At 58.0% G+C, this 25,717-nt stretch carries 25 protein-coding genes and 4 tRNA genes; 17 read left to right on the top strand and 12 right to left on the bottom strand.

The features are described 5' to 3' along the window. Positions 1–45 precede the first annotated feature (45 nt). The 5 genes from clpB (at position 46) to ACA054_RS27820 (ending at position 3,326) form a co-directional block, all read left to right on the top strand. Complete coding sequence (clpB, locus tag ACA054_RS27840) at positions 46–2,610, top strand: ATP-dependent chaperone ClpB (protein ID WP_497687060.1); 2,565 nt, start codon at positions 46–48, stop codon at positions 2,608–2,610. 301 nt (positions 2,611–2,911) lie between these two features. Next, positions 2,912–2,987: transfer RNA gene (locus ACA054_RS27835), tRNA-Asn, on the top strand. 9 nt (positions 2,988–2,996) lie between these two features. After that, positions 2,997–3,073 (top strand) — tRNA-Pro (locus ACA054_RS27830). Between the two features lie 5 nt (positions 3,074–3,078). Then, positions 3,079–3,154 (top strand) — tRNA-Lys (locus ACA054_RS27825). Between the two features lie 95 nt (positions 3,155–3,249). Then, a tRNA-Pro gene (locus ACA054_RS27820) sits at positions 3,250–3,326 on the top strand. A 173-nt stretch (positions 3,327–3,499) separates the two neighbouring features. Here ACA054_RS27820 and ACA054_RS27815 read toward each other — a convergent pair. Genes ACA054_RS27815 through ACA054_RS27800 form a run of 4 tightly spaced genes read right to left on the bottom strand, consistent with a single transcriptional unit; the run spans position 3,500 to position 6,234 of the window. Beyond that, on the bottom strand, positions 3,500–4,798 hold the full coding sequence (locus ACA054_RS27815) for an NAD(P)/FAD-dependent oxidoreductase (protein ID WP_497687059.1): 1,299 nt from the start codon (positions 4,796–4,798) through the stop codon (positions 3,500–3,502). Between the two features lie 60 nt (positions 4,799–4,858). After that, complete coding sequence (locus ACA054_RS27810; protein ID WP_497687058.1) at positions 4,859–5,032, bottom strand: DUF3094 domain-containing protein; 174 nt, start codon at positions 5,030–5,032, stop codon at positions 4,859–4,861. Positions 5,033–5,083: 51 nt separating this feature from the next. After that, positions 5,084–5,611, bottom strand: a complete 528-nt coding sequence (locus tag ACA054_RS27805; protein WP_497687057.1) for an MOSC domain-containing protein — start codon at positions 5,609–5,611, stop codon at positions 5,084–5,086. Next, entirely contained in the window at positions 5,608–6,234 is a 627-nt protein-coding gene (locus ACA054_RS27800; RefSeq protein WP_007970534.1) for a DUF1780 domain-containing protein, read from the bottom strand. Before ACA054_RS27800 ends, ACA054_RS27805 begins: the two co-directional genes overlap by 4 nt. 218 nt (positions 6,235–6,452) lie before the next feature. Here ACA054_RS27800 and ACA054_RS27795 point away from each other — a divergent pair, with 218 nt between their 5' ends. From ACA054_RS27795 to ACA054_RS27785, 3 genes are read left to right on the top strand one after another with little or no spacing between them, the layout of a single operon-like run. Further along, the gene (locus ACA054_RS27795) at positions 6,453–7,820 is read left to right on the top strand and encodes an aromatic acid/H+ symport family MFS transporter (protein WP_497687056.1); all 1,368 of its coding nucleotides are present in this window, start codon (positions 6,453–6,455) and stop codon (positions 7,818–7,820) included. Next, positions 7,817–9,034: a benzoate/H(+) symporter BenE family transporter gene (locus ACA054_RS27790; protein WP_497687055.1), complete on the top strand. Its 1,218-nt coding sequence runs from the start codon at positions 7,817–7,819 to the stop codon at positions 9,032–9,034. The genes ACA054_RS27795 and ACA054_RS27790 overlap by 4 nt, the downstream gene beginning before the upstream one ends. A 17-nt stretch (positions 9,035–9,051) precedes the next feature. Continuing rightward, positions 9,052–10,320: an OprD family porin gene (locus tag ACA054_RS27785; protein ID WP_497687054.1), complete on the top strand. Its 1,269-nt coding sequence runs from the start codon at positions 9,052–9,054 to the stop codon at positions 10,318–10,320. Positions 10,321–10,333: 13 nt separating this feature from the next. Here ACA054_RS27785 and ACA054_RS27780 read toward each other — a convergent pair whose 3' ends face one another. Next, positions 10,334–10,576 carry a DUF2790 domain-containing protein gene (locus tag ACA054_RS27780; protein ID WP_497687053.1) on the bottom strand — a complete coding sequence of 81 codons (243 nt, stop codon included), beginning with the start codon at positions 10,574–10,576 and terminating at the stop codon, positions 10,334–10,336. A 121-nt stretch (positions 10,577–10,697) separates the two neighbouring features. Here ACA054_RS27780 and ACA054_RS27775 point away from each other — a divergent pair, with 121 nt between their 5' ends. Then, on the top strand, positions 10,698–11,630 hold the full coding sequence (locus ACA054_RS27775; RefSeq protein ID WP_497687052.1) for a LysR family transcriptional regulator: 933 nt from the start codon (positions 10,698–10,700) through the stop codon (positions 11,628–11,630). A gap of 76 nt (positions 11,631–11,706) precedes the next feature. Next, the gene (locus ACA054_RS27770) at positions 11,707–12,396 is read left to right on the top strand and encodes an energy-coupling factor ABC transporter permease (RefSeq protein ID WP_497687051.1); all 690 of its coding nucleotides are present in this window, start codon (positions 11,707–11,709) and stop codon (positions 12,394–12,396) included. A gap of 16 nt (positions 12,397–12,412) precedes the next feature. Here ACA054_RS27770 and ACA054_RS27765 read toward each other — a convergent pair whose 3' ends face one another. Further along, positions 12,413–12,754, bottom strand: coding sequence for a hypothetical protein (locus ACA054_RS27765; protein ID WP_497687050.1), 342 nt, complete (start codon positions 12,752–12,754; stop codon positions 12,413–12,415). Between the two features lie 184 nt (positions 12,755–12,938). Between ACA054_RS27765 and ACA054_RS27760 the strand changes: the two genes are divergently transcribed. From ACA054_RS27760 to ACA054_RS27740, 5 genes are read left to right on the top strand one after another with little or no spacing between them, the layout of a single operon-like run. Continuing rightward, complete coding sequence (locus ACA054_RS27760) at positions 12,939–14,405, top strand: cytochrome c oxidase subunit II (protein WP_497687049.1); 1,467 nt, start codon at positions 12,939–12,941, stop codon at positions 14,403–14,405. Positions 14,406–14,453: 48 nt separating this feature from the next. Continuing rightward, positions 14,454–16,226 (top strand): cytochrome c oxidase subunit I, encoded by a 1,773-nt coding sequence (gene ctaD, locus ACA054_RS27755; RefSeq protein WP_497690385.1) that lies wholly within the window; start codon positions 14,454–14,456, stop codon positions 16,224–16,226. Then, the gene (locus ACA054_RS27750; protein WP_497687048.1) at positions 16,223–16,915 is read left to right on the top strand and encodes a cytochrome c oxidase subunit 3; all 693 of its coding nucleotides are present in this window, start codon (positions 16,223–16,225) and stop codon (positions 16,913–16,915) included. Before ctaD ends, ACA054_RS27750 begins: the two co-directional genes overlap by 4 nt. Before the next feature lie 6 nt (positions 16,916–16,921). Continuing rightward, on the top strand, positions 16,922–17,626 hold the full coding sequence (locus ACA054_RS27745; RefSeq protein ID WP_497687047.1) for a heme-copper oxidase subunit III family protein: 705 nt from the start codon (positions 16,922–16,924) through the stop codon (positions 17,624–17,626). Positions 17,627–17,639: 13 nt separating this feature from the next. Beyond that, the gene (locus ACA054_RS27740; RefSeq protein WP_497636611.1) at positions 17,640–17,957 is read left to right on the top strand and encodes a cytochrome C oxidase subunit IV family protein; all 318 of its coding nucleotides are present in this window, start codon (positions 17,640–17,642) and stop codon (positions 17,955–17,957) included. A gap of 32 nt (positions 17,958–17,989) precedes the next feature. Here the strand turns inward: ACA054_RS27740 and ACA054_RS27735 are convergent, their stop codons facing one another. The 6 genes from ACA054_RS27735 to pilB all read right to left on the bottom strand — a co-directional run bounded on the left by ACA054_RS27735 (position 17,990) and on the right by pilB (position 23,397). Then, positions 17,990–18,550 carry a magnesium transporter gene (locus ACA054_RS27735; protein ID WP_497687046.1) on the bottom strand — a complete coding sequence of 187 codons (561 nt, stop codon included), beginning with the start codon at positions 18,548–18,550 and terminating at the stop codon, positions 17,990–17,992. Positions 18,551–18,788: 238 nt separating this feature from the next. Next, positions 18,789–18,989 carry a DNA gyrase inhibitor YacG gene (yacG, locus tag ACA054_RS27730; RefSeq protein WP_060543361.1) on the bottom strand — a complete coding sequence of 67 codons (201 nt, stop codon included), beginning with the start codon at positions 18,987–18,989 and terminating at the stop codon, positions 18,789–18,791. Then, positions 18,986–19,609 carry a dephospho-CoA kinase gene (coaE, locus tag ACA054_RS27725; protein WP_497687045.1) on the bottom strand — a complete coding sequence of 208 codons (624 nt, stop codon included), beginning with the start codon at positions 19,607–19,609 and terminating at the stop codon, positions 18,986–18,988. The genes yacG and coaE overlap by 4 nt, the downstream gene beginning before the upstream one ends. Next, positions 19,606–20,478 carry a prepilin peptidase gene (locus ACA054_RS27720; protein WP_497687044.1) on the bottom strand — a complete coding sequence of 291 codons (873 nt, stop codon included), beginning with the start codon at positions 20,476–20,478 and terminating at the stop codon, positions 19,606–19,608. The genes coaE and ACA054_RS27720 overlap by 4 nt, the downstream gene beginning before the upstream one ends. A gap of 1 nt (position 20,479) precedes the next feature. Continuing rightward, positions 20,480–21,697 (bottom strand): type II secretion system F family protein, encoded by a 1,218-nt coding sequence (locus tag ACA054_RS27715; protein WP_497687043.1) that lies wholly within the window; start codon positions 21,695–21,697, stop codon positions 20,480–20,482. Positions 21,698–21,699: 2 nt separating this feature from the next. Further along, on the bottom strand, positions 21,700–23,397 hold the full coding sequence (pilB, locus tag ACA054_RS27710) for a type IV-A pilus assembly ATPase PilB (protein WP_497687042.1): 1,698 nt from the start codon (positions 23,395–23,397) through the stop codon (positions 21,700–21,702). 225 nt (positions 23,398–23,622) lie between these two features. Between pilB and ACA054_RS27705 the strand changes: the two genes are divergently transcribed. Together ACA054_RS27705 and ACA054_RS27700 are read left to right on the top strand one after the other, a co-directional pair. Then, positions 23,623–24,039 (top strand): pilin, encoded by a 417-nt coding sequence (locus ACA054_RS27705; protein ID WP_497687041.1) that lies wholly within the window; start codon positions 23,623–23,625, stop codon positions 24,037–24,039. Positions 24,040–25,223: 1,184 nt separating this feature from the next. Beyond that, positions 25,224–25,577 carry a BON domain-containing protein gene (locus tag ACA054_RS27700; RefSeq protein WP_497687040.1) on the top strand — a complete coding sequence of 118 codons (354 nt, stop codon included), beginning with the start codon at positions 25,224–25,226 and terminating at the stop codon, positions 25,575–25,577. Positions 25,578–25,717: the final 140 nt, after the last annotated feature.

Here is a 25,717-nt window from a genome sequence, read left to right as displayed (position 1 = left end):
TCAGGATGTTTTATAGGTCCGGCCTGCTCAAAAGGAAGGTGACCCATGCGTATAGACCGTTTAACCAGCAAATTGCAGTTAGCGTTGTCCGATGCCCAATCCCTGGCCGTCGGTCTCGATCATCCGGCCATCGAGCCGGCGCATTTGATGCAAGCTCTGCTCGAACAACAGGGCGGCTCGATCAAGCCCCTGCTGATGCAGGTGGGCTTCGACGTCAACAGCCTGCGTAAAGAGCTGACCAAAGAGCTCGACCAGCTGCCGAAAATCCAGAATCCGACCGGCGACGTGAATATGTCGCAGGATCTGGCGCGTCTGCTCAACCAGGCCGATCGCCTGGCCCAGCAGAAGGGCGACCAGTTCATTTCCAGTGAGCTGGTGCTGCTCGCCGCCATGGACGAGAACAGCAAGATCGGCAAGCTGTTGCTCGGTCAGGGCGTGAGCAAGAAAGCCCTGGAAAACGCGATCAACAACCTGCGCGGTGGTGAGGCGGTCAATGACCCCAACCACGAGGAAGCGCGCCAGGCATTGGACAAATACACCGTCGACCTGACCAAGCGTGCCGAAGACGGCAAGCTCGATCCGGTAATCGGCCGTGACGATGAGATTCGCCGGACGATTCAGGTGCTGCAACGCCGCACCAAGAACAACCCGGTGCTGATCGGTGAGCCTGGCGTGGGTAAAACCGCCATCGCCGAAGGCCTGGCCCAGCGCATCATCAATGGCGAAGTGCCCGATGGTCTCAAGGGCAAGCGCCTGCTGTCCCTGGACATGGGGGCATTGATTGCCGGTGCCAAGTATCGTGGCGAGTTCGAAGAGCGCCTGAAATCCCTGCTCAATGAACTGTCGAAGCAGGAAGGGCAGATCATTTTGTTCATCGACGAACTGCACACCATGGTCGGCGCCGGTAAAGGCGAGGGCTCGATGGATGCGGGCAATATGCTCAAGCCAGCCTTGGCGCGTGGTGAACTGCATTGCGTCGGTGCCACCACGCTCAACGAGTACCGCCAATACATAGAGAAGGACGCTGCCCTGGAGCGACGCTTCCAGAAAGTGCTGGTGGACGAGCCGAGCGAAGAAGACACCATCGCCATCCTGCGTGGCCTGAAAGAGCGCTACGAGGTCCACCACAAGGTGGCGATCACCGATGGCGCGATCATTGCGGCGGCCAAACTCAGCCATCGCTATATCACTGACCGGCAATTGCCGGACAAGGCCATCGACCTGATCGACGAGGCCGCCAGCCGCATCCGCATGGAGATCGACTCCAAGCCGGAGGTGCTGGACCGCCTGGAACGTCGTCTGATTCAGCTGAAGGTGGAATCCCAGGCGCTGAAGAAAGAAAGCGACGACGCGGCGAAGAAACGCCTGGAAAAACTCCAGGAAGAAATCGCGCGTCTCGAGCGTGAGTACTCGGATCTCGAAGAAATCTGGAACTCGGAAAAAGCCGAGGTGCAGGGTTCGGCGCAGATCCAGCAGAAGATCGAACAGTCACGTCAGGAGCTGGAAAGCGCTCGCCGCAAAGGCGACCTGAACCGCATGGCCGAGTTGCAGTACGGGGTGATCCCGGACCTGGAGCGCAGCCTGCAAATGGTCGATCAGCATGGCAAGAGCGAAAACCAGCTGCTGCGCAGCAAGGTGACCGAAGAGGAAATCGCCGAAGTCGTGTCGAAATGGACCGGCATTCCCGTGTCGAAAATGCTCGAGGGCGAGCGCGAAAAACTGATGAAGATGGAAAGCCTGTTGCACCAGCGTGTGATCGGCCAGGACGAAGCGGTGGTCGCCGTTTCCAACGCGGTACGGCGCTCCCGCGCCGGGTTGTCCGACCCGAATCGCCCGAGCGGCTCGTTCATGTTCCTCGGCCCGACCGGTGTCGGTAAAACCGAGCTGTGCAAGGCGCTGGCCGAATTCCTCTTTGATACTGAAGAGGCGATGGTGCGGATCGACATGTCCGAGTTCATGGAGAAGCATTCCGTGGCTCGCCTGATCGGCGCGCCACCAGGCTACGTCGGTTATGAAGAGGGCGGTTACCTGACCGAGGCGGTGCGCCGCAAGCCTTACTCGGTGATCCTCATGGACGAAGTCGAGAAGGCGCACCCGGATGTGTTCAACATTTTGCTCCAGGTGCTGGAAGATGGTCGCTTGACCGACAGCCATGGTCGCACGGTGGACTTCAAGAACACCGTGATCGTCATGACCTCCAACCTCGGCTCGGTGCAGATCCAGGAACTGGTAGGTGATCGCGAGGCGCAGCGCGCTGCGGTGATGGATGCGATTTCCAGCCACTTCCGGCCGGAGTTCATCAACCGGGTCGACGAAGTGGTGATCTTCGAGCCATTGGCGCGGGATCAGATCGCTGGCATTACCGAGATCCAGTTGGGTCGTCTGCGCAGTCGCCTGACCGAGCGGGAACTGAAGCTGGAACTGAGCCCTGAGGCCATGGACAAGCTGATCGCGGTCGGTTACGACCCGGTGTACGGCGCACGGCCGCTCAAGAGGGCCATCCAGCGCTGGATCGAGAACCCGCTGGCGCAGTTGATCCTTTCCGGTCGATTCATGCCGGGCGACGTGGCTCACGGCGTTGTAGAAAACGACGAAATCGTCTTCGTCTGATCCATAACCGCAGCAAAATTGAAAAGGCCTCGCATTGCGAGGCCTTTTTTTCATCTAGGCTGTTGAACTCTAAGGAAAAGGCTTGTAAAGTGCGCCCCGCAGTAAGTCACCCGCCAGGGTTTCTGCTCCCAAAGCAGGAATCGAAAATAAGTTGCAAATCATTAACTTGAAAGCAATTTAGGGGGTTGACAGAGGTGCTGAAGATTGTAGAATAGCGCGCCTCAGACACACGAACGCAGCGATGCGAACGGGTCGAAGAGAACGCAGTAAAGCTTCAAATGTTGTAATTGAAATATGTAGTTCCGTGATAGCTCAGTCGGTAGAGCAAATGACTGTTAATCATTGGGTCCCAGGTTCGAGTCCTGGTCACGGAGCCAATTTCAAGCCGGGGTATAGCGCAGTCCGGTAGCGCGCCTGCTTTGGGAGCAGGATGTCAGGAGTTCGAATCCCCTTACCCCGACCATTTTTGGGTCGTTAGCTCAGTTGGTAGAGCAGTTGGCTTTTAACCAATTGGTCGTAGGTTCGAATCCCACACGACCCACCATTTTTGAAACCAGTTAACGCTGGAATCGAATCTTAAGATCAGACGCCAAAAGCTCTGTTCGCAGAAGGCGCCTTTCAAAGGTGCCTTTTTTTTACCGGGGTATAGCGCAGTCCGGTAGCGCGCCTGCTTTGGGAGCAGGATGTCAGGAGTTCGAATCCCCTTACCCCGACCATATTAAAAATCCTCGTATCGAAAGATACGGGGATTTTTTTTGTCCAAAAAATCTCATGCGTGCTGCAAATCATTGTGGGAGCGAGCCTGCTCGCGAAGAGGCCGGGTCAGCCGACATTTATGTTGACTGACCCACCGCTTTCGCGAGCAGGCTCGCTCCCACAGGTTTTTACATCAGTGAAGCTTCAGTCGTGGCTCAGTCCCACGCCCGATCTTGCTGCCCAGCATCAGCATCGCCGTGCGAAACGGTCCGTACAGGGCCATCTGGTGCATGCGGTACAGCGACACGTAAAACATCCGCGCCAGCCAGCCTTCCAGCATTACGCTACCGGTCAGGTTACCCATCAAGTTACCCACAGCCGAAAAACGCGACAGCGAGATCAGCGACCCGTAGTCGGTGTACTTGTACGAAGGTAAAGGCTTGCCTTCGATCCGCAGTTTCAGCGATTTGGCCAGCAACGAAGCTTGTTGATGCGCAGCCTGGGCGCGAGGCGGCACATTGCGATCAGTGCCCGGTTGCGGGCAAGCCGCGCAGTCACCGAAGGCGAAGATGTTCTCGTCACGGGTGGTTTGCAGGGTCGGCAGCACTTGCAGTTGATTGATGCGGTTGGTTTCCAGGCCATCGATGTCCTTGAGGAACCCTGGTGCACGAATCCCGGCGGCCCAGACTTTCAGGCTGGCGTTAATCACTTTGCCATCCGCGGTGATCAGGCTGTCGGCCGTCACTTCGCTGACTGCGGCGTTGGTCATGACGTTGACCCCGAGTTTTTCCAGGGTTTTATGCACAGGTCCGCCGATTCGCTCGGGCAGGGCCGGGAGGACCCGTGGTCCGGCTTCGATCAGGGTGATGTGCATGTTTTCCGGTTTGATCCGATCCAGGCCATAAGCCGCCAGTTCATGGGCGGCGTTATGCAGTTCGGCGGCCAGTTCGACCCCGGTGGCACCGGCACCGACGATGGCGACGCTGATCTGCTCGACCTTGTCGGTCTGCCCCGCGTGGGCGCGCAGGTAGTGGTTGAGCAGCTGCTGATGGAAGCGCTCGGCCTGTTTGCGCGTATCCAGGAACAGGCAGTGTTGCGCCGCGCCCTGGGTGCCGAAATCGTTGGTGGTGCTGCCGACGGAGATCACCAGCGAGTCGTAAGGCACTTCCCGGGCGGGCACCAGTTCCAGCCCGGCTTCATCATAAGTGGCGGCCAACTGGATTTTTTTGTTGGCGCGATCAAGCCCGCTCATGCGCCCCAGCTGGAACTCGAAGTGGTTCCATTTGGCCTGGGCAACATAGTTGAGTTCGTCTTCGGACGAGTTCAGCGACCCGGCCGCGACTTCATGCAACAGCGGTTTCCAGATGTGGGTCAGGTTCGCGTCGACCAGCATCACGCTGGCCGTGCCGCGCTTGCCCAGAGTCTTACCCAGACGGGTAGCCAACTCCAGACCGCCGGCGCCGCCGCCGACAATAACAATACGATGGGACATGGGGATAACTCGCAAGGCTAAAGGAAATAGGTGTGGTTACCCAAGCGAGCGCGAAGCAGCTCATAGCGTCAGGTAACTGATAAGTCGGCTCAACAGGCCCAAACCAATGGTCACTGCCAGCACCATCACCAGGAGCATCCACGGCCGGAAAGGCCGGCGCTCGACTCGGTGTTGGGATAATTGCAGGTACTTTTCGACATGCTTTTGGTCTTCGGGGTTCAGGCGGCTGGTCATAAAGGCCTCGTCAGGTAGACGTTGCTGAAGGTGAAGAAGCTACAGGCAGACTCAACGAACGTTGAACGGAGCATAGCCGCTGTCCGGAATGGGCTCGACGCTCACCGTATCGTCCAGTCGAATGATGCCACTTTGTAACACCCGGGCGGTGATTCCGCCATGTCCGCGCACGGCCTGAAACGTCCCGGGCCCCAGGTTGTGTTGCAGACGTGCGCAGGGCTGGCACCAGCCAGTGGTTTCGAAAATCGCCTGGCCGATCCGGAAGCGCCGGCCCTTGAGGCTGAACAGATTGATCCCACTGATAACCAGATTGCGCCGCAAATCTTCAGGCTTGACTGGTTGATCGTCCGGGCGGCTCATCAGCGAACTGATCACCGCCAGATGCTCCCACTGAATCAGCGTCACCTGCCGCGCATTGCGTACGCCGGGTCGGGCACGATCGCCAGTCAAGCCGGCCTCCAGTCGCGCTTCCACGGCATCCAGTTCGATCATCGGTACGTGACGCTCCGGACGTACGCCAATCCAGCGCACGCGGCCGGTTTGCGGGACTTCGGCAAGCAGTTCCTGCAATGGGCTCACAGGCTGATCCCGACGTCGAACACGATGCTGCGTCCCAGGTTACTGCGCAGGAAATCCGGCGCATCGGGATGTGCGAACAGCACACGGGCGAAGGTCGGGCCCACCAGTGACAGCGAGCGCCAGCCCTGGCGCAGGTATTCGGTGGGCGGCGGGAAATGACTGTTGAGGTCCAGCACTTCGCGCTTGAGGCTGGCGAAGGCAATAATGTCCAGCTCGCCCAGATCCATGCCGCGTTCTTTGTAGTTGTGCGCTTTTTTGCGCAAGGTCGGCGCCAGCCGTAGCAAGAACTCGTTGGCCGGTATGCGCCGGGGCTTGGCTTCGCGCCGTACCAGCTGGCTCAGGGAGAACGCGCTACGCCGCCGCTGCAGTTCGTCGCGCCATTCATCATTGAGGCGTCGGCCCTCGTCGAGCACGAAGAACACCTCGAAACTGGCGTCGCGAAACAACACGTCCGGCGGTTCCCCGGCCGGGGCGAATTCGTCGGCACGGTAGGGAATGTTCAGGCCTTGCAGCAGGCGTTGGCAGACCCAACGCTCACGCTCCCATTTGCGGGCATTGGACAGGAACGCGTTGGCTTGCTCGGCCGCAATGGTCAGCAGGCGTAGGTAATCTGAATCATCCATACGCCCAAGCTTAGCGTCCAAATGTGATTGCAAAGAAGACAATTTGTCGGAGAAGGGCAAATCCTCGCGCCTCCGAGCCCGGTTCAGGGCGCTGCACAAAACGGATAGTGGTCTGCGCAATGCGGATATTGACCCGCGCCTGATGACTCTACCCTCGGCTGTACGGACGTGAGCCGTGCTACCGCTGCGCCTTAAAACAACAACAAGAGATGAATGCCATGCGCAAGATCGACGTACATGAGGCTATCGACAACGCTCGGTTCAACCGCTTTCACTGGATGGTGCTGTTCTGGTGTGCCCTGATCATCATTTTCGACGGTTACGATCTGGTGATCTACGGCGTGGTCTTGCCGATGCTGATGAAAGAGTGGGGGCTCAGTCCTCTGCAAGCGGGTGCACTGGGCAGCTATGCACTGTTCGGCATGATGTTCGGCGCGCTGTTCTTCGGTCCGCTGTCGGACAGGATCGGCCGCAAGAAAGCCATCACCATCTGCGTGATGCTCTTCAGTGGTTTCACCGTGCTCAACGGGTTCGCCCGAAACCCCACCGAGTTTGGTCTTTGTCGCTTCATTGCCGGCCTGGGCATTGGTGGCGTGATGCCCAATGTCGTGGCGTTGATGAACGAATACGCGCCGAAAAAAATCCGCAGCACCCTGGTGGCGATCATGTTCAGCGGCTACTCGGTGGGCGGCATGCTGTCCGCCGGGCTGGGTATCGTGCTGATCCCGAGTTTTGGCTGGCAGTCGGTGTTTTACGTGGCGGTCCTGCCATTGCTGCTGTTGCCGCTGATCATGTACTTCCTGCCCGAGTCGGTGGGTTTCATGCTGCGCCAGGGGCGCAATGAAGAAGCCCGCAACATTCTCCAGCGGATCGACCCGACCTACGTCGCACAAACCGATGATCAGTTGCACATGAGTGAAGTGAAGGGCACCGGCACCCCGGTGTTGCAGTTGTTCCGCGAGGGCCGTGCACTGCGCACGTTGATGTTGTGGCTGGCGTTTTTCTGCTGCCTGCTGATGGTCTACGCCTTGAGTTCCTGGCTGCCCAAACTGATGGCCAACGCCGGGTACAGCCTGGGTTCGAGCCTGTCGTTCCTGCTGGTGCTGAACTTCGGGGCGATCTTCGGTGCAGTCGGCGGCGGTGTGCTGGGTGACAAGCTCAACCTGCCGCGAGTGCTATCGGTATTCTTCGCCATGTCGGCGGTGTCGATCACCCTGTTGGGCTTCAACAGCCCGATGCCGGTGTTGTACCTGCTGATCGCCATCGCTGGCGCCACCACCATCGGCTCGCAAATTCTGCTGTACGCCTGCGCCGCCCAGTTCTACTCCATGAACATCCGCTCTACCGGTCTGGGCTGGGCTTCTGGCATCGGTCGCAACGGTGCGATCGTCGGACCATTGCTGGGTGGTGCCTTGCTCGGGATCAGCCTGCCGCTGCAACTGAACTTCATGGCGTTTGCCTTGCCCGGTGCGATTGCCGCCGTCGCCATGACGGTGTTCGCCATTAGCAGTCGGCGCAGTGCCCGACAACCACTATCAGGCGCGCAGCAGGGCTCGTCTGACGGAGCTGTCGGCGAGGCTTCATGAAAACCTTGATGCGCGACTTTTCCCTGTCTGCGGCCGTCGCCGGATTCATCGCCACAGTGATTTCCTACGCAGGTCCGTTGGTGATTATTTTCCAGGCCGCCGAGGCCGCACACCTGTCGCGGGAAGTGCTGTCGTCGTGGGTCTGGGCGATTTCCATCGGCAGCGCCGTGCTCGGCATCGGTCTGAGTTTGCGATACCGCGTGCCGGTGATCATCGCGTGGTCGGCGCCCGGTTCGGCGTTGCTGGTGGCGTTGTTGCCAGGGATTTCCATGCCGGAAGCGGTGGGTGCTTACCTGGTCAGCAGCCTGATCATTTTCCTGGTCGGGGTGTCGGGGGCGTTTGACCGGATCATCGGCAAGCTGCCGGCAGCGGTTGCGGCGGCGATGCTGGCGGGGATTCTGTTCAGCTTCGGCACCGGGTTGTTCGTCTCGTTGCAGGGTAAGCCGTTGCTGGTGCTGGCGATGTTTGCCACGTACCTGATCTGCAAACGGCTGATGCCGCGTTATGCGGTGCTGATGGTCCTGCTGGTGGGCTGCTCGATGGCTTTGCTCGCCGGTGATCTGCATCGCGAGGCGTTGGTCATCGGTTTGGCCACGCCGGTGTGGATCACCCCGGCGTTCAGCCTCAGCGCAACGCTGAACATCGCCTTGCCACTGGTAATGGTGGCGCTGACCGGCCAGTTCGTTCCCGGCATGGCGGTATTGCGCGCCAGCGGCTACGCCACGCCATCCGGCCCGATCATCGCCAGCAGCGCACTGGGCACGGCACTGTTGGCGCCGTTCGGTTGCCACGGGCTGAATCTGGCGGCGATTACCGCGGCCATTTGCACTGGCCGCGAGGCCCACGAAGATCCCGGCAAGCGCTATGTGGCCGGGGTGGTGGGTGGCCTGTGTTACCTGGTGCTGGGGATCTTCGGCGCCACCCTGGTCTCACTGTTTTCCGCATTCCCCAAGGAACTGATCGCGGCCCTCGCCGGGCTGGCGTTGTTCGCTGCGATTGCCGGAGCGCTGGCGGGCGCGATGGCGGTGCCCAGTGATCGCGAAGCCGCGCTGGTGACCTTTCTTACCACCGCCTCGGGCATGTCGCTGTTTGGGTTGTCCGCGGCTTTTTGGGGACTGATTTTCGGCATGGCCACCCACTTGATGTTGAGCGCCCGTCACTGCGTCTCTCGCAGTGAGTCCACTGCTGAAGCACTTCAACCTGTCGATCAATAAAAATAAGAGAAAAAACGATGAAACAGATTCTTCCAACAACCGGTTTAGTGTTGTCCATGGCTGTCGTCTCGAGTTTCTCCTCCGGCGCTACGGCCGCCGAGGGCGGTTTCATCGAAGACACCACGGCCACCTTGCAGGCACGCAATTACTACTTCAGCCGGGACTTTTCCGACATCGTCGGGGCCAATCAACAATCGAAGGCCGAAGAATGGGCGCAGGGATTCATCCTCAACGTTAAATCGGGTTACACCCAAGGGACAGTCGGTTTCGGTGTGGATGTGATCGGCCTGCTCGGCCTCAAGCTCGACAGCAGCCCGGATCGGGTCAATACCGGTTTGCTGCCCGTACAGGATGACGGGCGCGCGGCGAACAATTACAGCCGTCTGGAGGGCGCGTTGAAAGTGCGCTACTCCAAAACCGAACTGAAGGCCGGTGAGCTGCAGCCCAACCTGCCGGTGCTGGTGTTCAGTGATATCCGACTGCTACCGCCCAGCTATCAGGGTGCGAGCATCAGCTCCAATGAGATCAATGGCCTGACACTGCAGGCCGGTCATTTGAATACGACCAGCCTGCGCAACGAGGCCGGTGACGAAAAAATGCAGGCCATGCTCGGTCACGTACCGCAACGTCAGGTCAGCAGTGATGGCTTCAATTTTGCCGGGGCCGATTACGCCTTTAACGATAAACGCAGCTCGGTGAGCGCCTGGTTCGGGCAACTGGAAGATATCTACAACCAGCGTTTCCTGGGTTTCAAGCACAACCAGCCGATGGGTGACTGGATATTGGGGGCAAACCTCGGCTACTTCGATTCGCGCGAGGACGGCAAAAAGCTGCTGGGCAATATCGACAACCAGGCGTTCTTCTCGCTTCTGTCGGCCAAGCGTGGCGGTCACACGTTTTATCTCGGTTATCAGGGTATGTTCGGCGACAGCGCGTTCCCGCGGGTGTTTGCCAACATCTCACCGCTGGGCAACGAAGTGCCGACCTACGAGTTCGCGTACACCGATGAGCGCTCCTGGCAGGCACGCTATGACTATGACTTTGCGGCCCTCGGCGTGCCGGGTCTGACCAGCACCGTGCGCTACATCTCGGGCAACAACGTCGACACCGGCAAAGGCTACGAAGGCAAGGACCGCGAGCGTGACCTGGATATCGGCTATGTGCTGCAGAGCGGCAGTCTCAAAGGCCTTGGTATCCGTGTACGCAATGCGATGGCGCGTTCCAACTACCGCAGTGATATCGATGAAAACCGCTTGATCCTCAGTTACACCTGGACACTGCTCTGAGTGCAGCGGCAGATTACAGGCTGCTGGTGCAATCACCGATGACGTTGTACGTCACGCGGCGGGTCTGGCCCTGATGATCGACATACACCATGGTTGCCGGTACAACCCCGCATGAAGTCGCGGTGTTCGACACAGACACCACCTTGGCGATGTCCAGCGGCTGTGCCGGGTTGTACAAGACAGCGAGGGGCTCGTTGTCAGCGGCCATGGCCGAGGTGGCGAAGAGGGTCAGGAACAGGCTGATCAAGGTTTTCATTTTTCTGTACTCCGCGTTGATTCCGATACCTGAATTCTAGTCTTTGCCCGCAACCGAAAAAGGGCCCAACGCCTGATACAGCCTTACATTAAACGTAACAGTCACCCACCCTGGAGGACTCATGGATTTGCTTAACAACTTGCGCGTGTTCGTCCGTGTCGTGGACTGCGCAAGTTTCACCGCCGCCGCCGACGCGCTGGAATTGTCCACCGCGCAAGTCTCGCGCCTGGTTGCCGACCTGGAGCAGCATGTGCAAGCGCGCCTGCTGCAACGCACCACGCGCCGCTTGAGCTTGACCGAGGCCGGCGAGCGCTTCCTGTTGCGCAGTCGGCTGATACTCGAAGAAATGGAGGAGGCGACCGCGGAGGCTCGCGGTGCCCATCTCAAGCCAAGCGGTCGGTTGCGGGTGCACAGCATGAACGGCCTGGGGGTGTTGATCACGCCGCTGATTGCCCGCTACAGCGAGCTTTATCCCGATGTGGTATTCGAACTGACCCTGTCGCAGCGCAATCCGGATCCTTTGGAAGAAGGACACGATGTCGTCATTTCGATTGCCCACGAACTGGCCGATTCGCAATTGGTCGCCCAGGCCATCGGTCAAATCTACAGCGTGCCCTGCGCTTCCCCGGAGTACCTGCAACGCCGGGGTGTACCAGACAATCCGCTGGCGCTGAACGATCACCAGTGTTTGCGGATGCTCGACCCGTTGTACAGCGATCAATGGCTGTTCCAGGACGAAGCGGGCGAGCATGCCGTCAGCCCGGCCAGGACCTTTCAGTGCAACGTTGCCGAGTCGATGGTCAAGGCTTCGGAGGCCGGCATGGGCATCAGCCTGCTGCCGTTCTACACCGCGACGCGGCCCCTGAGCGACGGCACCTTGTTGCGCTTGCTGCCGAACTACCGCCCGCGTCAGCGCAATGTTTATGCGCTGTATCCGTCGCGACGCTTTCTCGATGCCAAGGTCCGCACGTGGGTGGACTTTCTCAAGGCCGAGTTACCCAGGTTGTTCGCTGAGCATGAAGCAGTGATGAACGACCCACGGCATTGGGCGTGAAGTCGAAGGGCGGGCAGAGGGCGGTGTAGACTGAGGGCCTGTTCTCTTTCGGCAAGCCAAGGGAGTGTGCCCCGCCATGATCGGCGCCGAGTTACTGTCATCCGAAACCCTCACGGTGGGGTGGCTGATCTATGTGCCGGTGCTGATCTGGGCCGTTGCGCGAGTGTCCTGGGTCGAGCTGTTCAGCGACAGGCGTCGCCAGCATTTACTGTTCGGTACGGTGTTTGCGCTGTTTGCGTTGTGGCTGGTGCGGCGGGATTTCGATACCGGCGTGTCCTATCACTTCATCGGCATGACCGCGGTGACGCTGTTGCTGGACTGGCCGCTGGCGATCGTCGGCGGTCTGGTGGCGCAAGCAGGTCTGGTGCTGCTGGGCCGTCAGGACCTGATGGCCATGGGGGTCAATGGCACGCTGTTCATTTTGTTGCCGGTGTTGATCACCGAATGCTGTGCGATTCTGGTGGAGCGCGCGCAGCCACGAAATCCCTTCGTGTACATCTTCGTTTCCGGGTTCTTCGCCGCAGCCCTTTCAGCGTTGCTGTGCCTGGTGCTAGCGCTGACGTTGTTGTGGTACGACGAGCGTTTTGCCATGCCGTACTGGCTGGAAGATTTTGTCGGTTACCTGTGGCTGATCATTTTTCCCGAGGCGTTCATCAACGGCATGGTGGTCAGTGCGCTGGTGGTGTTCTGCCCGGAATGGCTGGAGACCTTCAACCGCACGCGCTATCTGTCGGCGCCCTGGAAGGACGACGATCCAAAGTCTTGATTCCAGATCCGCCGTTTCAATCAATCAGCTGATCAATCAGGACCACGTTGGAATAGATCAGGCTGCCATCGCTCGCCCGGTGTCCGACCAGATGGAACTGACCGCGCTCGAAGTGCAAATAGACGCGCATTTGACAGTCGGACAGGGGGCCGTACTCCTCTGGCAACACCAGGTTCAATGTGTCCATGTCGACATCGACCATGAGTTCTTTCAGCTCAGGGGTCTTCTGCAGGCGTTCTTCCGCTTCCTCCAGGCGTAGATGGAGGGGGCCGTCGACGTAAAAATGGATCTCGCCTATCGGGTCGGATGGTTGGTCGGGGTTGGGTTTGCACCTGCCTTCGAGCGTCAGGTTACTCATGACGAATCCTCCATCGGGGCTGCTGGAAATCTGCAATTGAGTATAGCTACCAGCCGGATCTCGCTTGCCGACCTATACTTTTTACTGGTTTTGGCACCACGGGTGGTAGTTGCCTGCCCTGCCTGGACGTCAGTGGCGATGCTTGCGCATAACCAATGAGCAACAGGAATAGGATGAAGAGAAAATGGCGATAGCAATTGTCTTGATTCTAATCGTTATTGCCTCAGTGCTCTTTCATGTACTAGCGCCTTGGCATGCAGCACCGCCCGCTTCCAACTGGGGATCAATAGACACCACGCTTTTCATTACCCTGATCATTAGCGGAATATTTTTCATCGCCATTACGGTGTTCATGGCAGTCGCCGTGATGCGTTATCGCCATAAGGAAGGTTCCAGGGCGCACTACCAGCCCGAAAGTAAAAGGTTGGAGTTCTGGTTGATTGTAGTGACCTCGATCGGTATCGCCGCGATGTTGGCGCCGGGCCTGGTTGTCTACAATGATTTCATCCGGGTGCCGAAAGAGGCTTATGAACTTGAAGTAGTCTCCCAGCAGTGGCAGTGGGCCTATCGTTTTCCCGGCCAGGACGGAAAGTTGGGCAAATCGGATATCAAATTTGTCGATGCCACCAATCCCCTCGGCGTTGATCCCAAGGATCCCGCTGGGCAGGACGATGTACTTATAAAAAATAATGAAATCAGACTTCCACTGAATAAACCGGTAAAAGTTTTACTGCGTTCCAAAGATGTGTTGCACAACTTCTATATCCCGCAAATCCGTAGCAAGATGGACATGGTGCCAGGGATGGTGTCGTACTTTTGGTTTACCCCAACCAAAACCGGGAAATATGAAGTCCTTTGCGCTGAGTTTTGTGGCGTAGGTCATTACAACATGCGCGGCCAGATGATCGTGGAGGAGCAGGGCGCCTTCGATCAATGGCTGAGCGGCCAGCCGACCTTTGCCCAGACATTAGCCACAGTTGCCAAACCCAGTCAGGACAGCGTACTGGAAAAAGGTCGCCAGTTGGTCGAACAATACGGCTGCAGTGCCTGCCATAGCCAAGATGGCAGTACCCGTCTCGGCCCGGGATGGAAGGGGCTGTACGGTCGCACTGAACAGTTTGCCGATGGCACCAGTGCGCTGGTCGATGAGGCTTACCTGAAAGAGTCGATCCTCAATCCGCAGGCCCGCCTGGTACAGGGCTACCCGCCGGTCATGGTGGCCTATACTCTCAATGACGATGAACTGGCTGCTGTCGTCGCCCTGATCAAATCACTGGGTGCCGCGCAGCAAGAACCTTCTGCCAGCGAAAAGCTGGACAGGGGTGACGACTTGGCGACCCAGGGGCAGCGGCTGTCCGAGTCGCTCGGCTGTCTGGCCTGCCACAGTGTCGATGGCAGCAAGGGTGTCGGCCCCAGCTGGCAGGGCCTGTATGGCGAGACCGTAACCTTTGCCGACGGTACGAGTATCAAGGCCGATGAGGGCTACATAAAGGATTCGATTCTTAATCCCAGCGCCAAAATCGTCAAAGGCTATGCAGCCGTCATGCCGGCCTTTACCCCGAGTGATCAGGAGTTGAACGCACTGATCGCCTTTATCAAATCCAAAGCCAACGCCGACGCTGATGCGAGCAAGGCGCAGTCAGGGAAGTAGCCGTAAGCAGCCAGGAATGCACCGAAACTTCGACAGGAGGATGACGTGATGGCCTATGCGGAGCAAGCCGAAACAGAAGCACTGCACGAGCCTAAAAGTTTCCTGACCAAATACATCTGGAGTCAGGACCACAAGGTCATAGCCATTCAATACTCCCTGACGGCTCTGTTCGTAGGTGTTATCGCCGTGGTGTTGTCCGGCTTGATGCGCATGCAGATAGGCTTCCCCGGCAGTTTGGCGTTCATGGACGCCAGTGCTTACTATCAGGCGATGACCATGCACGGCATGATCATGGTCATTTACTTGCTGACGGCCTTGTTCCTGGGGGGCTTCGGCAACTATCTGATCCCACTGATGGTGGGCGCCCGCGACATGGTCTTCCCCTATGTCAACATGCTGAGTTACTGGTTCTACCTGTTGGCGGTAGTGGTGTTGCTCGCCAGCTTCTTTGTCCCTGGCGGCCCCGCCGGTTCGGGCTGGACGCTTTATCCGCCACAGTCCATTAGTCAGGGGACACCAGGGGTCGAGTGGGGCATCGTCCTGATGCTCGTCTCACTGGCGATTTTTATCGTCGCCGCCACCATGGGCGGGTTGAACTACGTCACCACGGTGTTGCAGGCGCGCACGCACGGCATGACGTTGTTTCGCATGCCGCTCTCCGTATGGGGAATCTTCATGGCCTCGATCATGGCCTTGCTGGCTTTCCCTGCGTTGTTCGTCAGTGCGGTCATGATGCTGTTCGACAAGCTGTTGGGCACCAGCTTCTTCATGCCGGCGATGATCTCGCTGGGGCAGCAGCTCGATCACCAGGGTGGCAGCCCGATATTGTTCCAGCACCTGTTCTGGTTCTTCGGCCACCCGGAGGTCTACATCGTTGCGCTCCCTGCGTTTGGCCTGGTCTCCGACCTGATCAGCACGCATGCGCGTAAGAATATCTTCGGCTACCGAATGATGGTGTGGGCCATTATTGCGATTGGCGTACTCAGCTTTGTGGTCTGGGCGCACCATATGTATGTCAGCGGAATGAACCCGTACTTTGGCTTTTTCTTCGCCGTCACCACCTTGATCATCGCGGTGCCGACTGCACTGAAAGTCTACAACTGGGTGCTGACCCTGTGGCGGGGCGACATCCATCTGACCGTGCCGATGCTGTTTGCCCTGGCCTTTATCGTCACCTTCCTGGTCGGCGGTCTGACCGGGTTGTTCCTCGGCAATGTGATTGTGGATATTCCGCTCTCGGACACCTATTTCGTCGTCGCCCATTTTCATATGGTCATGGGGGTCGCACCGGTACTGGTGGTGTTCGGCGGTATTTATCATTGGTTCCCGAAAGTCACCGGGCGCATGTTTAACGACACCCTGGGTAAGTTGCATTTCTGGATAACTTTTCTGGGCACCTACGCCATTTTCTTCCCGATGCACTATCTGGGCTTCCAGGGGATGCCTCGTCGGTACTACGCCTATGACAACTACGCCTTCATTCCGCAGTCGGCGCAAGAGTTGAATGCCTTCATTACGGTGGTCGCATTGGCCGTCGGAGTTTCTCAATTGCTGTTCGTGTTCAACATGGCCTGGAGTGTATTTAAAGGTAAACCCGCAGGCAGTAACCCCTGGGGCGCGGCCAGTCTGGAATGGCAAACGCCGGACACCCCACCGGTACACGGTAACTGGGGAGCGAAGCTGCCAGTGGTGCATCGCTGGGCCTATGACTACAGCGTGCCAGGGATAGAGCAGGATTTCGTGCCGCAAACGGTCTCCGCCGAGGAACTGGAGCAAATGCGGCAACTCGGCGGAACCAAGATAGCGGACGTTAAGACATGAACAGACTGCTATTGAGAAATGCCGACGGCGCTGACCCCGGCGGCAGTTGGAATCGCGACCCTGAAGGTGTTCAGTCGGCCCAGGGCGCCGATAGAAACCAAATCGCAAAAACAGGCCTGCGCTTGTTTCTGGGCGTGGTGAGCTCGTTATTCTTTCTCTTCCTGCTGGCCTTTATCGCCCGGTCACAAATGGCCGACTGGCTGCCCCTGACAGAACCCATGGCGCCGCTGGCCAATCCTTGGCAGCTGTGGGTGAATTCGGCTTTTCTGGTATTGAGTTGCATCGCACTGCAGTGGTCGCGCATGGCCGCCCGCCGGGCTCGAATGGACGCAACGGTCATTGGCTTTGTAGTGGGGGGAGGATTTGCCATTGCGTTTCTGGGGGGGCAACTTTGGGTCTGGCAGCAGTTTGTCACCTGGGGCTACTTTGTCGCCGGCAATCCGGCCAACAGTTTCTTCTACTTGTTGACCGGCGTGCACGGCCTCCACCTGTTGGGCGGGTTGATTGCCTGGGGCAGGACCGTGGCTAAATTCTGGCGTCATGTGCCGTTGCCGCAACTCAGCGCCAGCGTAGAGCTCTGTGCCATCTATTGGCACTACTTGTTGGGTCTTTGGTTCGTGCTGTTCGCGCTGCTGACCAGCACGCCAGAAACCTATGAAGCCATCGCCAGATTCTGCGGCCTGAGGTGAAAAGCCATGGCATCGCATCCACAAGCCCCAGTCGAGTCCGATTCAACAGGTCCGCTGCCTGCGCCGGGATGGCAGGGCATCGCCAGCGACTGGTCCTCGGATAAAGACGCTTTCAAGCAAATCCCCTGGGGCAAGGCGATGATGTGGATATTCCTGCTCAGCGATACGTTTATCTTCACCTGCTTTTTAACCGGCTACATGTCGGTCCGCATGACCATCACCGATGCCTGGCCGAACCCCAGTGAAGTGTTTGCATTGACGATCGGCGGTAAGGAAATCCCGCTGATTCTGATCGCCATCATGACCTTTGTGCTGATCAGTAGCAGCGGCACCATGGCCATGGCCGTCAATTACGCCTATCGCCGTGATCGCGCGAAAACCACTGCCCTGATGCTGGCAACCGCTGCCTTGGGGGTGACCTTCGTCGGCATGCAGGCATTTGAATGGAGCAAGCTCATCTCAGAAGGGGTGCGCCCCTGGGGGAACCCCATGGGGGCGGCGCAATTTGGTGCCAGCTTTTTCATGATTACCGGTTTCCACGGCCTGCATGTGTCAATCGGCGCTATCTATCTAAGCATTGTGGCGATGAAAGTAATGCGGGGAGATTATGAGCGCTCCGGAAACTATCAGAACGTCGAGATAGCCGGGCTTTATTGGCACTTCGTGGATTTGGTGTGGGTGTTTATTTTTGCTTTCTTCTATTTATGGTAGAGGAGCACGGGTGATGGCACATGCTCAGGGTCAGCAACATCCAATAAGCTTGTATCTCAAAATCTGGGGTCTGTTATTCGTCCTCAGTACGCTGTCGTACCTTGTCGACTATTTCCAGTTCCACGGCTACCTCCGGTGGTCACTGATTATCACTTTCATGTTGCTGAAGGCAGGCTTGATTGTCTCCATCTTCATGCATATGGCCTGGGAACGGTTGGCCATGGTGTACGCCATATTGGTGCCACCTTTATGTTTACTGGTGCTCGTCGGACTGATGGCCACCGAGGCAGACTATGTTTTCCTCAGTAGGGTCATTTCCTTTGGCCAATAAGCCGCTTTCGGATGGCCCTCAGTCTCCAGGCGCTAACCCGATATCACACGCTTGAATTGATGCCATTTGTGCTGCCAGGCAACTGTCCAGTGGGGGGCTGCCGCTCCCGTGCCGGCGATTTCCAGCATTGGATGATGTCCGATTACTTGGTCCAGTACCGATTCCTGATTCGGTTCAACATCCACGAAGAAAATGTGTTTGCCCTCTTGTACCGCCTGCTTGAAATTGCGGAAGTGAGTGTTCGGCACCTGGAACCCAAAAAAACCGCCTTCCCAGATGCTGAAGCCCAAAATAACAATGGCAAGGAAGATGAAGGGCATCCAGCCTGCAGCGGATTCCGTCCAGCCCATCCAATAGGCGCCACCCAGGACCAGCGCCGCGAGTGGCACACCGATCACCGCACCAATCTCACCAGAGTGAACGGCATCTTGTTCCATCAACGAGCTGATCTCGTGGAGGTGATGTTGTTCAACATCGGCAACCTGTTCACTGAGCACATGAATCTGTTCTGAATTGATGCCGCTGGCTTCCAGTTCATTTTCAACGGTTTCAAGATCGTCGAGATTGTCACTGATGTAATAGTGTCGGTTCATGCCACACCTCCCATCTCGTTTTTATTTGCTGTAGACCTCCTCTGTCCAGCAGCCGTTAACTGAGATTCACCGTCGGTATTGGTTCCCGTAGGAAACGTTGCACTCTTCATGCAACCCGAAAGAAGTATAGCACTCGCTAGCATGCGGAAAATTAGGTGTCAAGATCCAAAAAAAACTGCATCAGGGCCTGGCACATCTCGTCGATCTCTGGCGCAAGTCAGGCCCCCGGTGATCGGGATCAGTGACGCGGGTCGAAATCGCCACTGAACAGCTCGTCCTCGGCATCCGGGGCCACTGGAATCTTGTGCTCTTCCGACGCCCAGGCGCCCAGGTCAATCAGTTTGCACCGATCGGAACAGAACGGCCGGAATTTGCTCTCGGGGCTCCATTCGACAGGGGCACCACAGGTTGGGCATTCGACGGTTGGGATCTGGCTCATGACTGGCCTCCACGCAAAGTAAGGTAAAAGTGATGCAGGCGTTCGACCTCGCTGTGCAGCCAGGCGAGGTCGCGGTCATTGACCACGACGTCGTCGGCATGGCTTACGCGATCCTGACGGCTGGACTGGGCCTTGAGGATCGCCTGGACCTGCTGTTCGCTGGTCTGGTCACGCCGCAGGGTGCGCTCGATCTGCAATTGTTCGGGGGCATCGATCACCAGGACCCGTTGGGTCATGGCGTACTGGCCGGACTCGATCAGCAGCGGCGAAACCAGGATCGCGTAAGGTGATTTTGCCAGTGCCAGGTGATGGGCAATCTCTTCGGCGATCAGCGGATGCAACAAGGCTTCCAGCCAAAGGCGATGCTCGGGTACTTCGAAGATCAGTTTGCGCAACGCGGCGCGGTCCAGTTGCCCGTCGGCTTGCAACACGCCGGGGCCGAAGTGTTGGGCAATCTTCACCAGTGCCGGGCGACCAGGTTCCACCACCCAGCGAGCGGCATGATCGGCATCGACCGCGTGCACACCCAGGTCGATGAAGTGCTGGGCCGCCGCGCTTTTGCCGCTGCCGATGCCGCCGGTCAAGCCGAGAATCCAGGGTTTTTCCACAGGGGTATTCATTTCAGACCGACAAACTGCCAATAGAAGTCGGTTATTTGACCACCCCAGAGCATGGCAATCCAGCCGGCAATGGCCAGATAGGGGCCGAAAGGGATTGGCGTCGATGTTTTTGCCTTGCGCATTCGCAGGTAAATCACGCCGATGATCGCGCCCACCAGGGATGACAAGACGATCGTCAGCGGCAGGATCTGCCAACCGCCCCAGGCGCCAAACATCGCCAGTAGCTTGAAATCGCCATGCCCCATGCCGTCCTTGCCGGTGATCAGCTTGAACACCCAGGACACTGTCCACAGCGCCATGTAGCCGGCAATGGCGCCCCACAACGCCTCGGGCAATGGCACGAACAGATCGAGGCTGTTGACGATCAGCCCCAGCCACATCAACGGTAGCACCAGTACATCCGGCAGCAGTTGATGCTCGGCGTCGATCAGGCTCATGGCCAGCAAGCCCCAGGTCAGGAGCATCGCCATGCCGGCTTGCCAGCCGAAACCGAAGTGCCAGGCAATGAATGCCGACAGCAGGGCGCAGGCCAGTTCGGTCAATGGATAGCGTTTGCTGATCGGCGTCGCGCAGGCCGAACAGCGCCCACGCAGGAACAGGAAGCTGAATACTGGAATGTTTTCCCAGGCACGAATCCGGTAGCCGCAATGTGGACATTGGGAGTGCGGCAGCATCAGATTGTAGGTTGGCAACGGCGTTTCGCCGGGCAGCCCGAGGATTTCATGGGCCTGCACGCGCCACTCGCGCTCGAGCATTTTCGGCAGGCGCCAGACCAGTACATTGAGGAAGCTGCCAACCAGCAGGCCGATCACCCCGGCGATGACGACGAAAGCCAGCGGGAAGTGAGTCAGAATTTCGTTCAAGGGCATGTCAGATCGCTGAGCCGAGTTGGAAGATGGGCAGGTACATCGCGACCACCAGGCCGCCGACAATAACACCCAGCACCACCATGATGAACGGCTCCATCAGGCTGGTGAGGTTGTCGACCATATTGTCGACCTCGTCCTCGTAGAAACCGGCGACTTTGTCGAGCATGTCGTCGAGAGCGCCAGACTCCTCGCCAATGGCGGTCATCTGAATGGCCATGTTCGGAAATATGCCGGACGTGCGCATGGAAAAATTCAGCTGCATGCCCGTTGCAACGTCCTGCCGGATGCGCAACACCGCGCGTTTGAACACGATGTTGCCGGTGGCGCCGGCCACCGACTCCAGGGCTTCGACCAGCGGCACACCGGCGGCGAAGGTCGTCGATAGGGTGCGGGCGAAACGGGCCACGGCGGACTTGTACATCAAGGTGCCTATCAGCGGCAGTTTCAGCAACCAGGTGTCCATTCGGTCGCGAAAACCTTGCGAGGTTTTCAGGGCGTGGCGCACAGCGAAAACGGCCGCGGTGAGCGCACCCAGCAACAGCCACCACCACGTTTGCATGAATTGCGAGAGGCCGATGACCATCAGGGTGAAGGCCGGCAGCTCAGCGCCGAAGCCCTTGAAGACGGATTCGAATTGCGGCACCACCTTGATCAGCAGGATACCGGTGACGATGATCGCGACGCACACGACGATCAGCGGGTAGGTCATGGCTTTCCTGATTTTCGCCTTGAGACTTTCGCTTTTTTCCTTGTAGGTCGCTACCCGTTCGAGCAGGGTGTCCAGTGCGCCGGCCTGTTCCCCGGCGTCCACCAGGTTGCAGTACAACTCATCGAAATATTGCGGTTTTTTGCGCAGGGCCGCGGCGAAGCTGTTGCCCGCCGCCACTTCCTGTTTCACCTCATCGACCAGCTTGCGCATGGCAGGGTTGTCGAAGCCTTCACCGATGATGTCGAACGACTGCAGCAACGGCACGCCGGCTTTCATCATGGTCGCCATCTGCCGGGTGAAGAGGGCAATGTCCTGGGCCTTGATGCGTTTACCCAGATGGAAAATCGACGTGGTTTTCCTGCGCACCTTGCCGGGATTGATGCCTTGCTTGCGCAACTGCGCCTTGATCAGCGCCGGGTTCTGGCCGCTCAACTCGCCCGACACCTTCGTGCCTTTCCTGTCTGTGCCTTCCCAGGTGTACACGCTGGTTCTTACTGCCTTGACTGCCATGTTCAGTCCTTGGTGACCCGGTTGATTTCTTCAAGGCTGGTAATGCCCTGCATGGCTTTGATCAAGCCTGAGGTGCGCAGGTCGTTGAAGCCGTCCCTGCGCATCTGCTCATCGATTTGCAGTGAATTGCCTTCGGCCATGATCAGCCGCTGCAGCTGCGCAGTGTTCTTCACCACTTCATAGATTCCCACTCGTCCTTTGTAACCGCCGTTGCATTGATCGCAACCGACCGGCTCATAGATCGTGAATGTGCCGATGCGTTCCTCGGGAAAACCTTCCTTGAGCAATGTTTCGCGGGGAATCTCCAGGGGCACCCGGCAATGGCTGCAGAGCTTGCGCGCCAGGCGCTGGGCAATGATCAGGCTGACGGAGGTGGCGATGTTGAAACCCTGGATGCCCATGTTGTGCAGGCGGGTCAGGGTTTGCGCGGCGCTGTTGGTGTGCAGGGTCGAGAGCACCAGGTGCCCGGTCTGGGCGGCCTTGATGGCGATTTCGGCGGTTTCGAGGTCACGGATCTCGCCGACCATGATCACGTCCGGGTCCTGGCGCAGGAACGAGCGCAGCGCCTGGGCGAAGTCCATGCCCTGTTTCGGATTGACGTTGACCTGATTGATGCCTTCCAGGTTGATCTCCACCGGGTCTTCGGCGGTCGAGATATTGATATCCACGGTGTTGAGGATATTCAGTCCGGTGTACAGCGAAACGGTCTTTCCCGAGCCGGTGGGACCTGTGACCAGGATCATCCCCTGTGGCTGCCTGAGCGCGGCCATGTACAGGTCTTTCTGTTCGGGTTCATAGCCCAGGGCATCAATGCCCATTTGGGCGCTGGTGGGGTCGAGAATCCGCAGCACCACTTTCTCGCCCCACAGGGTCGGCAGGGTGTTGACCCGTAAATCGATGGATTTGCTCTTTGACAGGCGCATCTTGATTCGCCCGTCCTGGGGTTTGCGGCGCTCGGAGATGTCCAGGCTGGCCATGACTTTCAGGCGTGCTGCGATACGATTGGCCAATTGAATCGGTGGTCTGGCGACCTCGCGCAGCATGCCGTCGGTGCGCATGCGCACCCGGTAGGTTTTTTCGTAGGGCTCGAAATGCAGGTCGGACGAGCCGCTCCTGATCGCGTCGTGCAACATCTTGTGGACGAAACGCACCACCGGTGCGTCATCGGCATCCTGGCCGACCATCGCGTCTTGCCTGTCGTCGATCGCTTCGATGTCCACGCCATGGAGGTCGACATCGGCCATGTCTCCGAGCCCCGTGGCGTGGGTGTCGAAGAACTTCTCGATAGCGTCGCTGAGCTTGTCTTCTTCGACCAGGATCGCTTCGGTGATCAGCCCCGTACTGAACTGGATGTCGTTGATGGCCTGGTGATTGGTCGGGTCGCAAACCCCCACGAACAGTTTGTTGCCGCGGCGCCAGAGGGGCAGGGCGTGGTGCTGGCGCACCAGTTTCTCACTGACCAGCCCTTTGGGTTGGGTGTCCTTGTCCAGGCAATGAAGGTCCAGCAGGGCCATGCCGAAGTGCTCGGAGGCGATCTCTGCCACCTGGCGGCTTTTCACCAGTTTGTTTTGCACCAGGTAACTGACCAGCGAAAGTCGGTTGCGTTGGGCTTGCTGATACGCCTGTTGCGCGCTTTTGTCGGTGAGCAGTCCGGCCAGGACCAATTGTTTGGCCAGACCGCTGAGGGCGATGTCATTCATTGGGATACCGGGCACAAGCGATTCAAGACTTATAGCCTAGTCAAGCGATGGAACCAAACCTGCGGTCTTGAGGTGACAAAAAGTGTCAGATAGTGCGGTTCCTGAGGGTAGGAAGGTGCTTCTTGGCGACGGAGCACCCCACGAACAGGGCGCGTCGGGCCTGGCATGGGCTGTGCTGCAGCAGGTACAGATCATGAGATTTCGACTCATGCACGGAGGCTGTCCATGAACAATCAAAAAGGTTTTACGCTGATCGAGTTGCTGATCGTGGTGGCGATCATCGGGATTCTGGCGACGTTTGCGATCCCGGCTTACTCCAAGTACCAGGCAAAGGCCAAGGTCACAGCTGGGCTGGCCGAGATTTCAGCATTGAAGGTGCCTTTTGAAGACCTCATGAATCAAGGGACCGATCCGGATCTGACGAAGGTGGGCGGTACAACCACGTCCAACTGCACCACGACAGCAGCGGGCAAAGCCGCAGAGGGTACGGGCACGATTGGTTGCACAATCCTCAATGCTCCGGCGCCAGTGCTGAATAAAACCATTACCCTGACGCGTTCGTTGACTGGTTGGGTGTGCACCACCGGTGTCGACCAGGAATACGCGCCGAAAGGCTGCACGGGTGTTGCCCCGAAAGCTTGAACCATCCACTTATTGCCTGATACCTCGCCTGTGCGGGTAATGCTATTCACTTTGGGTTGGGGGCTGATGCATATTTGGATTGGGTGTATATCCGTTGCTGCGGTAACGGCCACCTAAGGTTTCGCCCTTACGGCGAGTCACTTGGAAGAGCCCCAAGTAACCAAGGGCTCTTGCCCCTGGCGTTCGGTGCCTCGCTGTGGCTCGGCATACCCTCGCTCCGGTCCTGCTCCGTGGGCCCGCCGCCATCGGCCATCCATGGCCGGCGGCGGCTAACCCGGCATCCATGCCGGGTTGCCCACTGCGCAGAACCTCCACTCGGCCTCTCGATGTGGCAAGAAAATCAAAAGCAACAGCAACAGCCAAAGCGAGGCGGCCTGACAGCCGACCTGATTGCAGGTCTGTCCGCGATCCAATTGTGGGAGCGAGCCTGCTCGCGATGAACGTCCAGACAGCGCGTTAATCCAGACAGGGCGCGTTATCGTTGACGTCCATCGTCGGAACGCCGCCCGGAGCCGGCTCGCTCCCACAGGGGATCAGGTACAGCCGTAAAAATCAGGTCGGCTGTCAGGCCGCCTCGCTTTGGCTTTAGATCTGGGCGCCCCGTTAAACCACGATGGCCGAACGCAGGCATTGCGCAGTGGGTAAACCGGCAGGACGCCGGTTTAGCCGCGCTGGGCCAGGGATGGCCCATCGCGGCGACCCACGGAGCAATGCCGGAGTGAGGGTATGCCGAGCCTAAGCGAGGCACCGAGTGGTGGGGCAAAGCCTTTTGGTTCCTTTTTGGCGTTTGAAAAAGGGACTCGCCGTAAGGGCGAAACCATAGGTGGCCGTTACCGCAGCAATGGATATCCCCCTAATCCAGTTCTTATATACAACCCCATGCTTAAGTGAACAGCATTGGGCCTGTGCGGGGTATTTTTCTGTTCGTCGTTCAGCAATATCGAGTAATTGAGAAAACTTCCAACAATTCATGGCCTTAGGCCTTCTTCAAAACCCGCAACTTGCATGTAGATAATTTCCAACTCATGCATTTTGCATGATTGCGAAAAATGACTGTTTTTATAAGTTGTTGATTTATAAGTAATTATCACTTGTTTCAAAGTTGGCACAGCGTTCGCAATATCTCCAGTAACCCTGCTGACAGATAACCCAGCAGATTTTCCAGAAAAACAGGAGTTACTCGTATGAAGAAGTTCGCTATTGCTGCCGCTACTGCTACCGCGCTGACCCTGACCATGGCCAACGCTGCATTTGCCCAGACTCAGGCCACACAAGCACCGATGATGCTGGCCGCCGGTGAAGTCACCGAAGCGAAAGAGGATGTTTCCGATACCTGGATCACTACCAAAGTCAAAACAGACCTGGTGACCGAAAAAGGCATTCCAGGCACTGACATCAAGGTCGAAACCAACAAAGGTGTTGTTTCCCTGTCGTCCACTGTTGCGGTAACGGATGCCCAGAAATCCACCGCCGTGGCAATCACCAAGAAAATCAAAGGCGTCAAAGCGGTCTCCGCTGACGGCCTGAAAGCCGATTAAGGCAAGACTTCTCGCCTGGACTGGGAGAAGACGCGGTAGACGGGCCGAGACATACGTCTGCCGCAACTGAAGAGTTCATGCGACCGGCCATAAGGATGTGGCCATTACAGGCCCTGGCATTCGTGTCGGGGCTTGTTCTA

The sequence above is a fragment of the Pseudomonas sp. LBUM1653 genome (assembly GCF_059716115.1).
The sequence above is the reverse complement of the archived record's forward strand: the minus strand, read 5'-3'. Positions and strand labels throughout refer to the sequence as shown.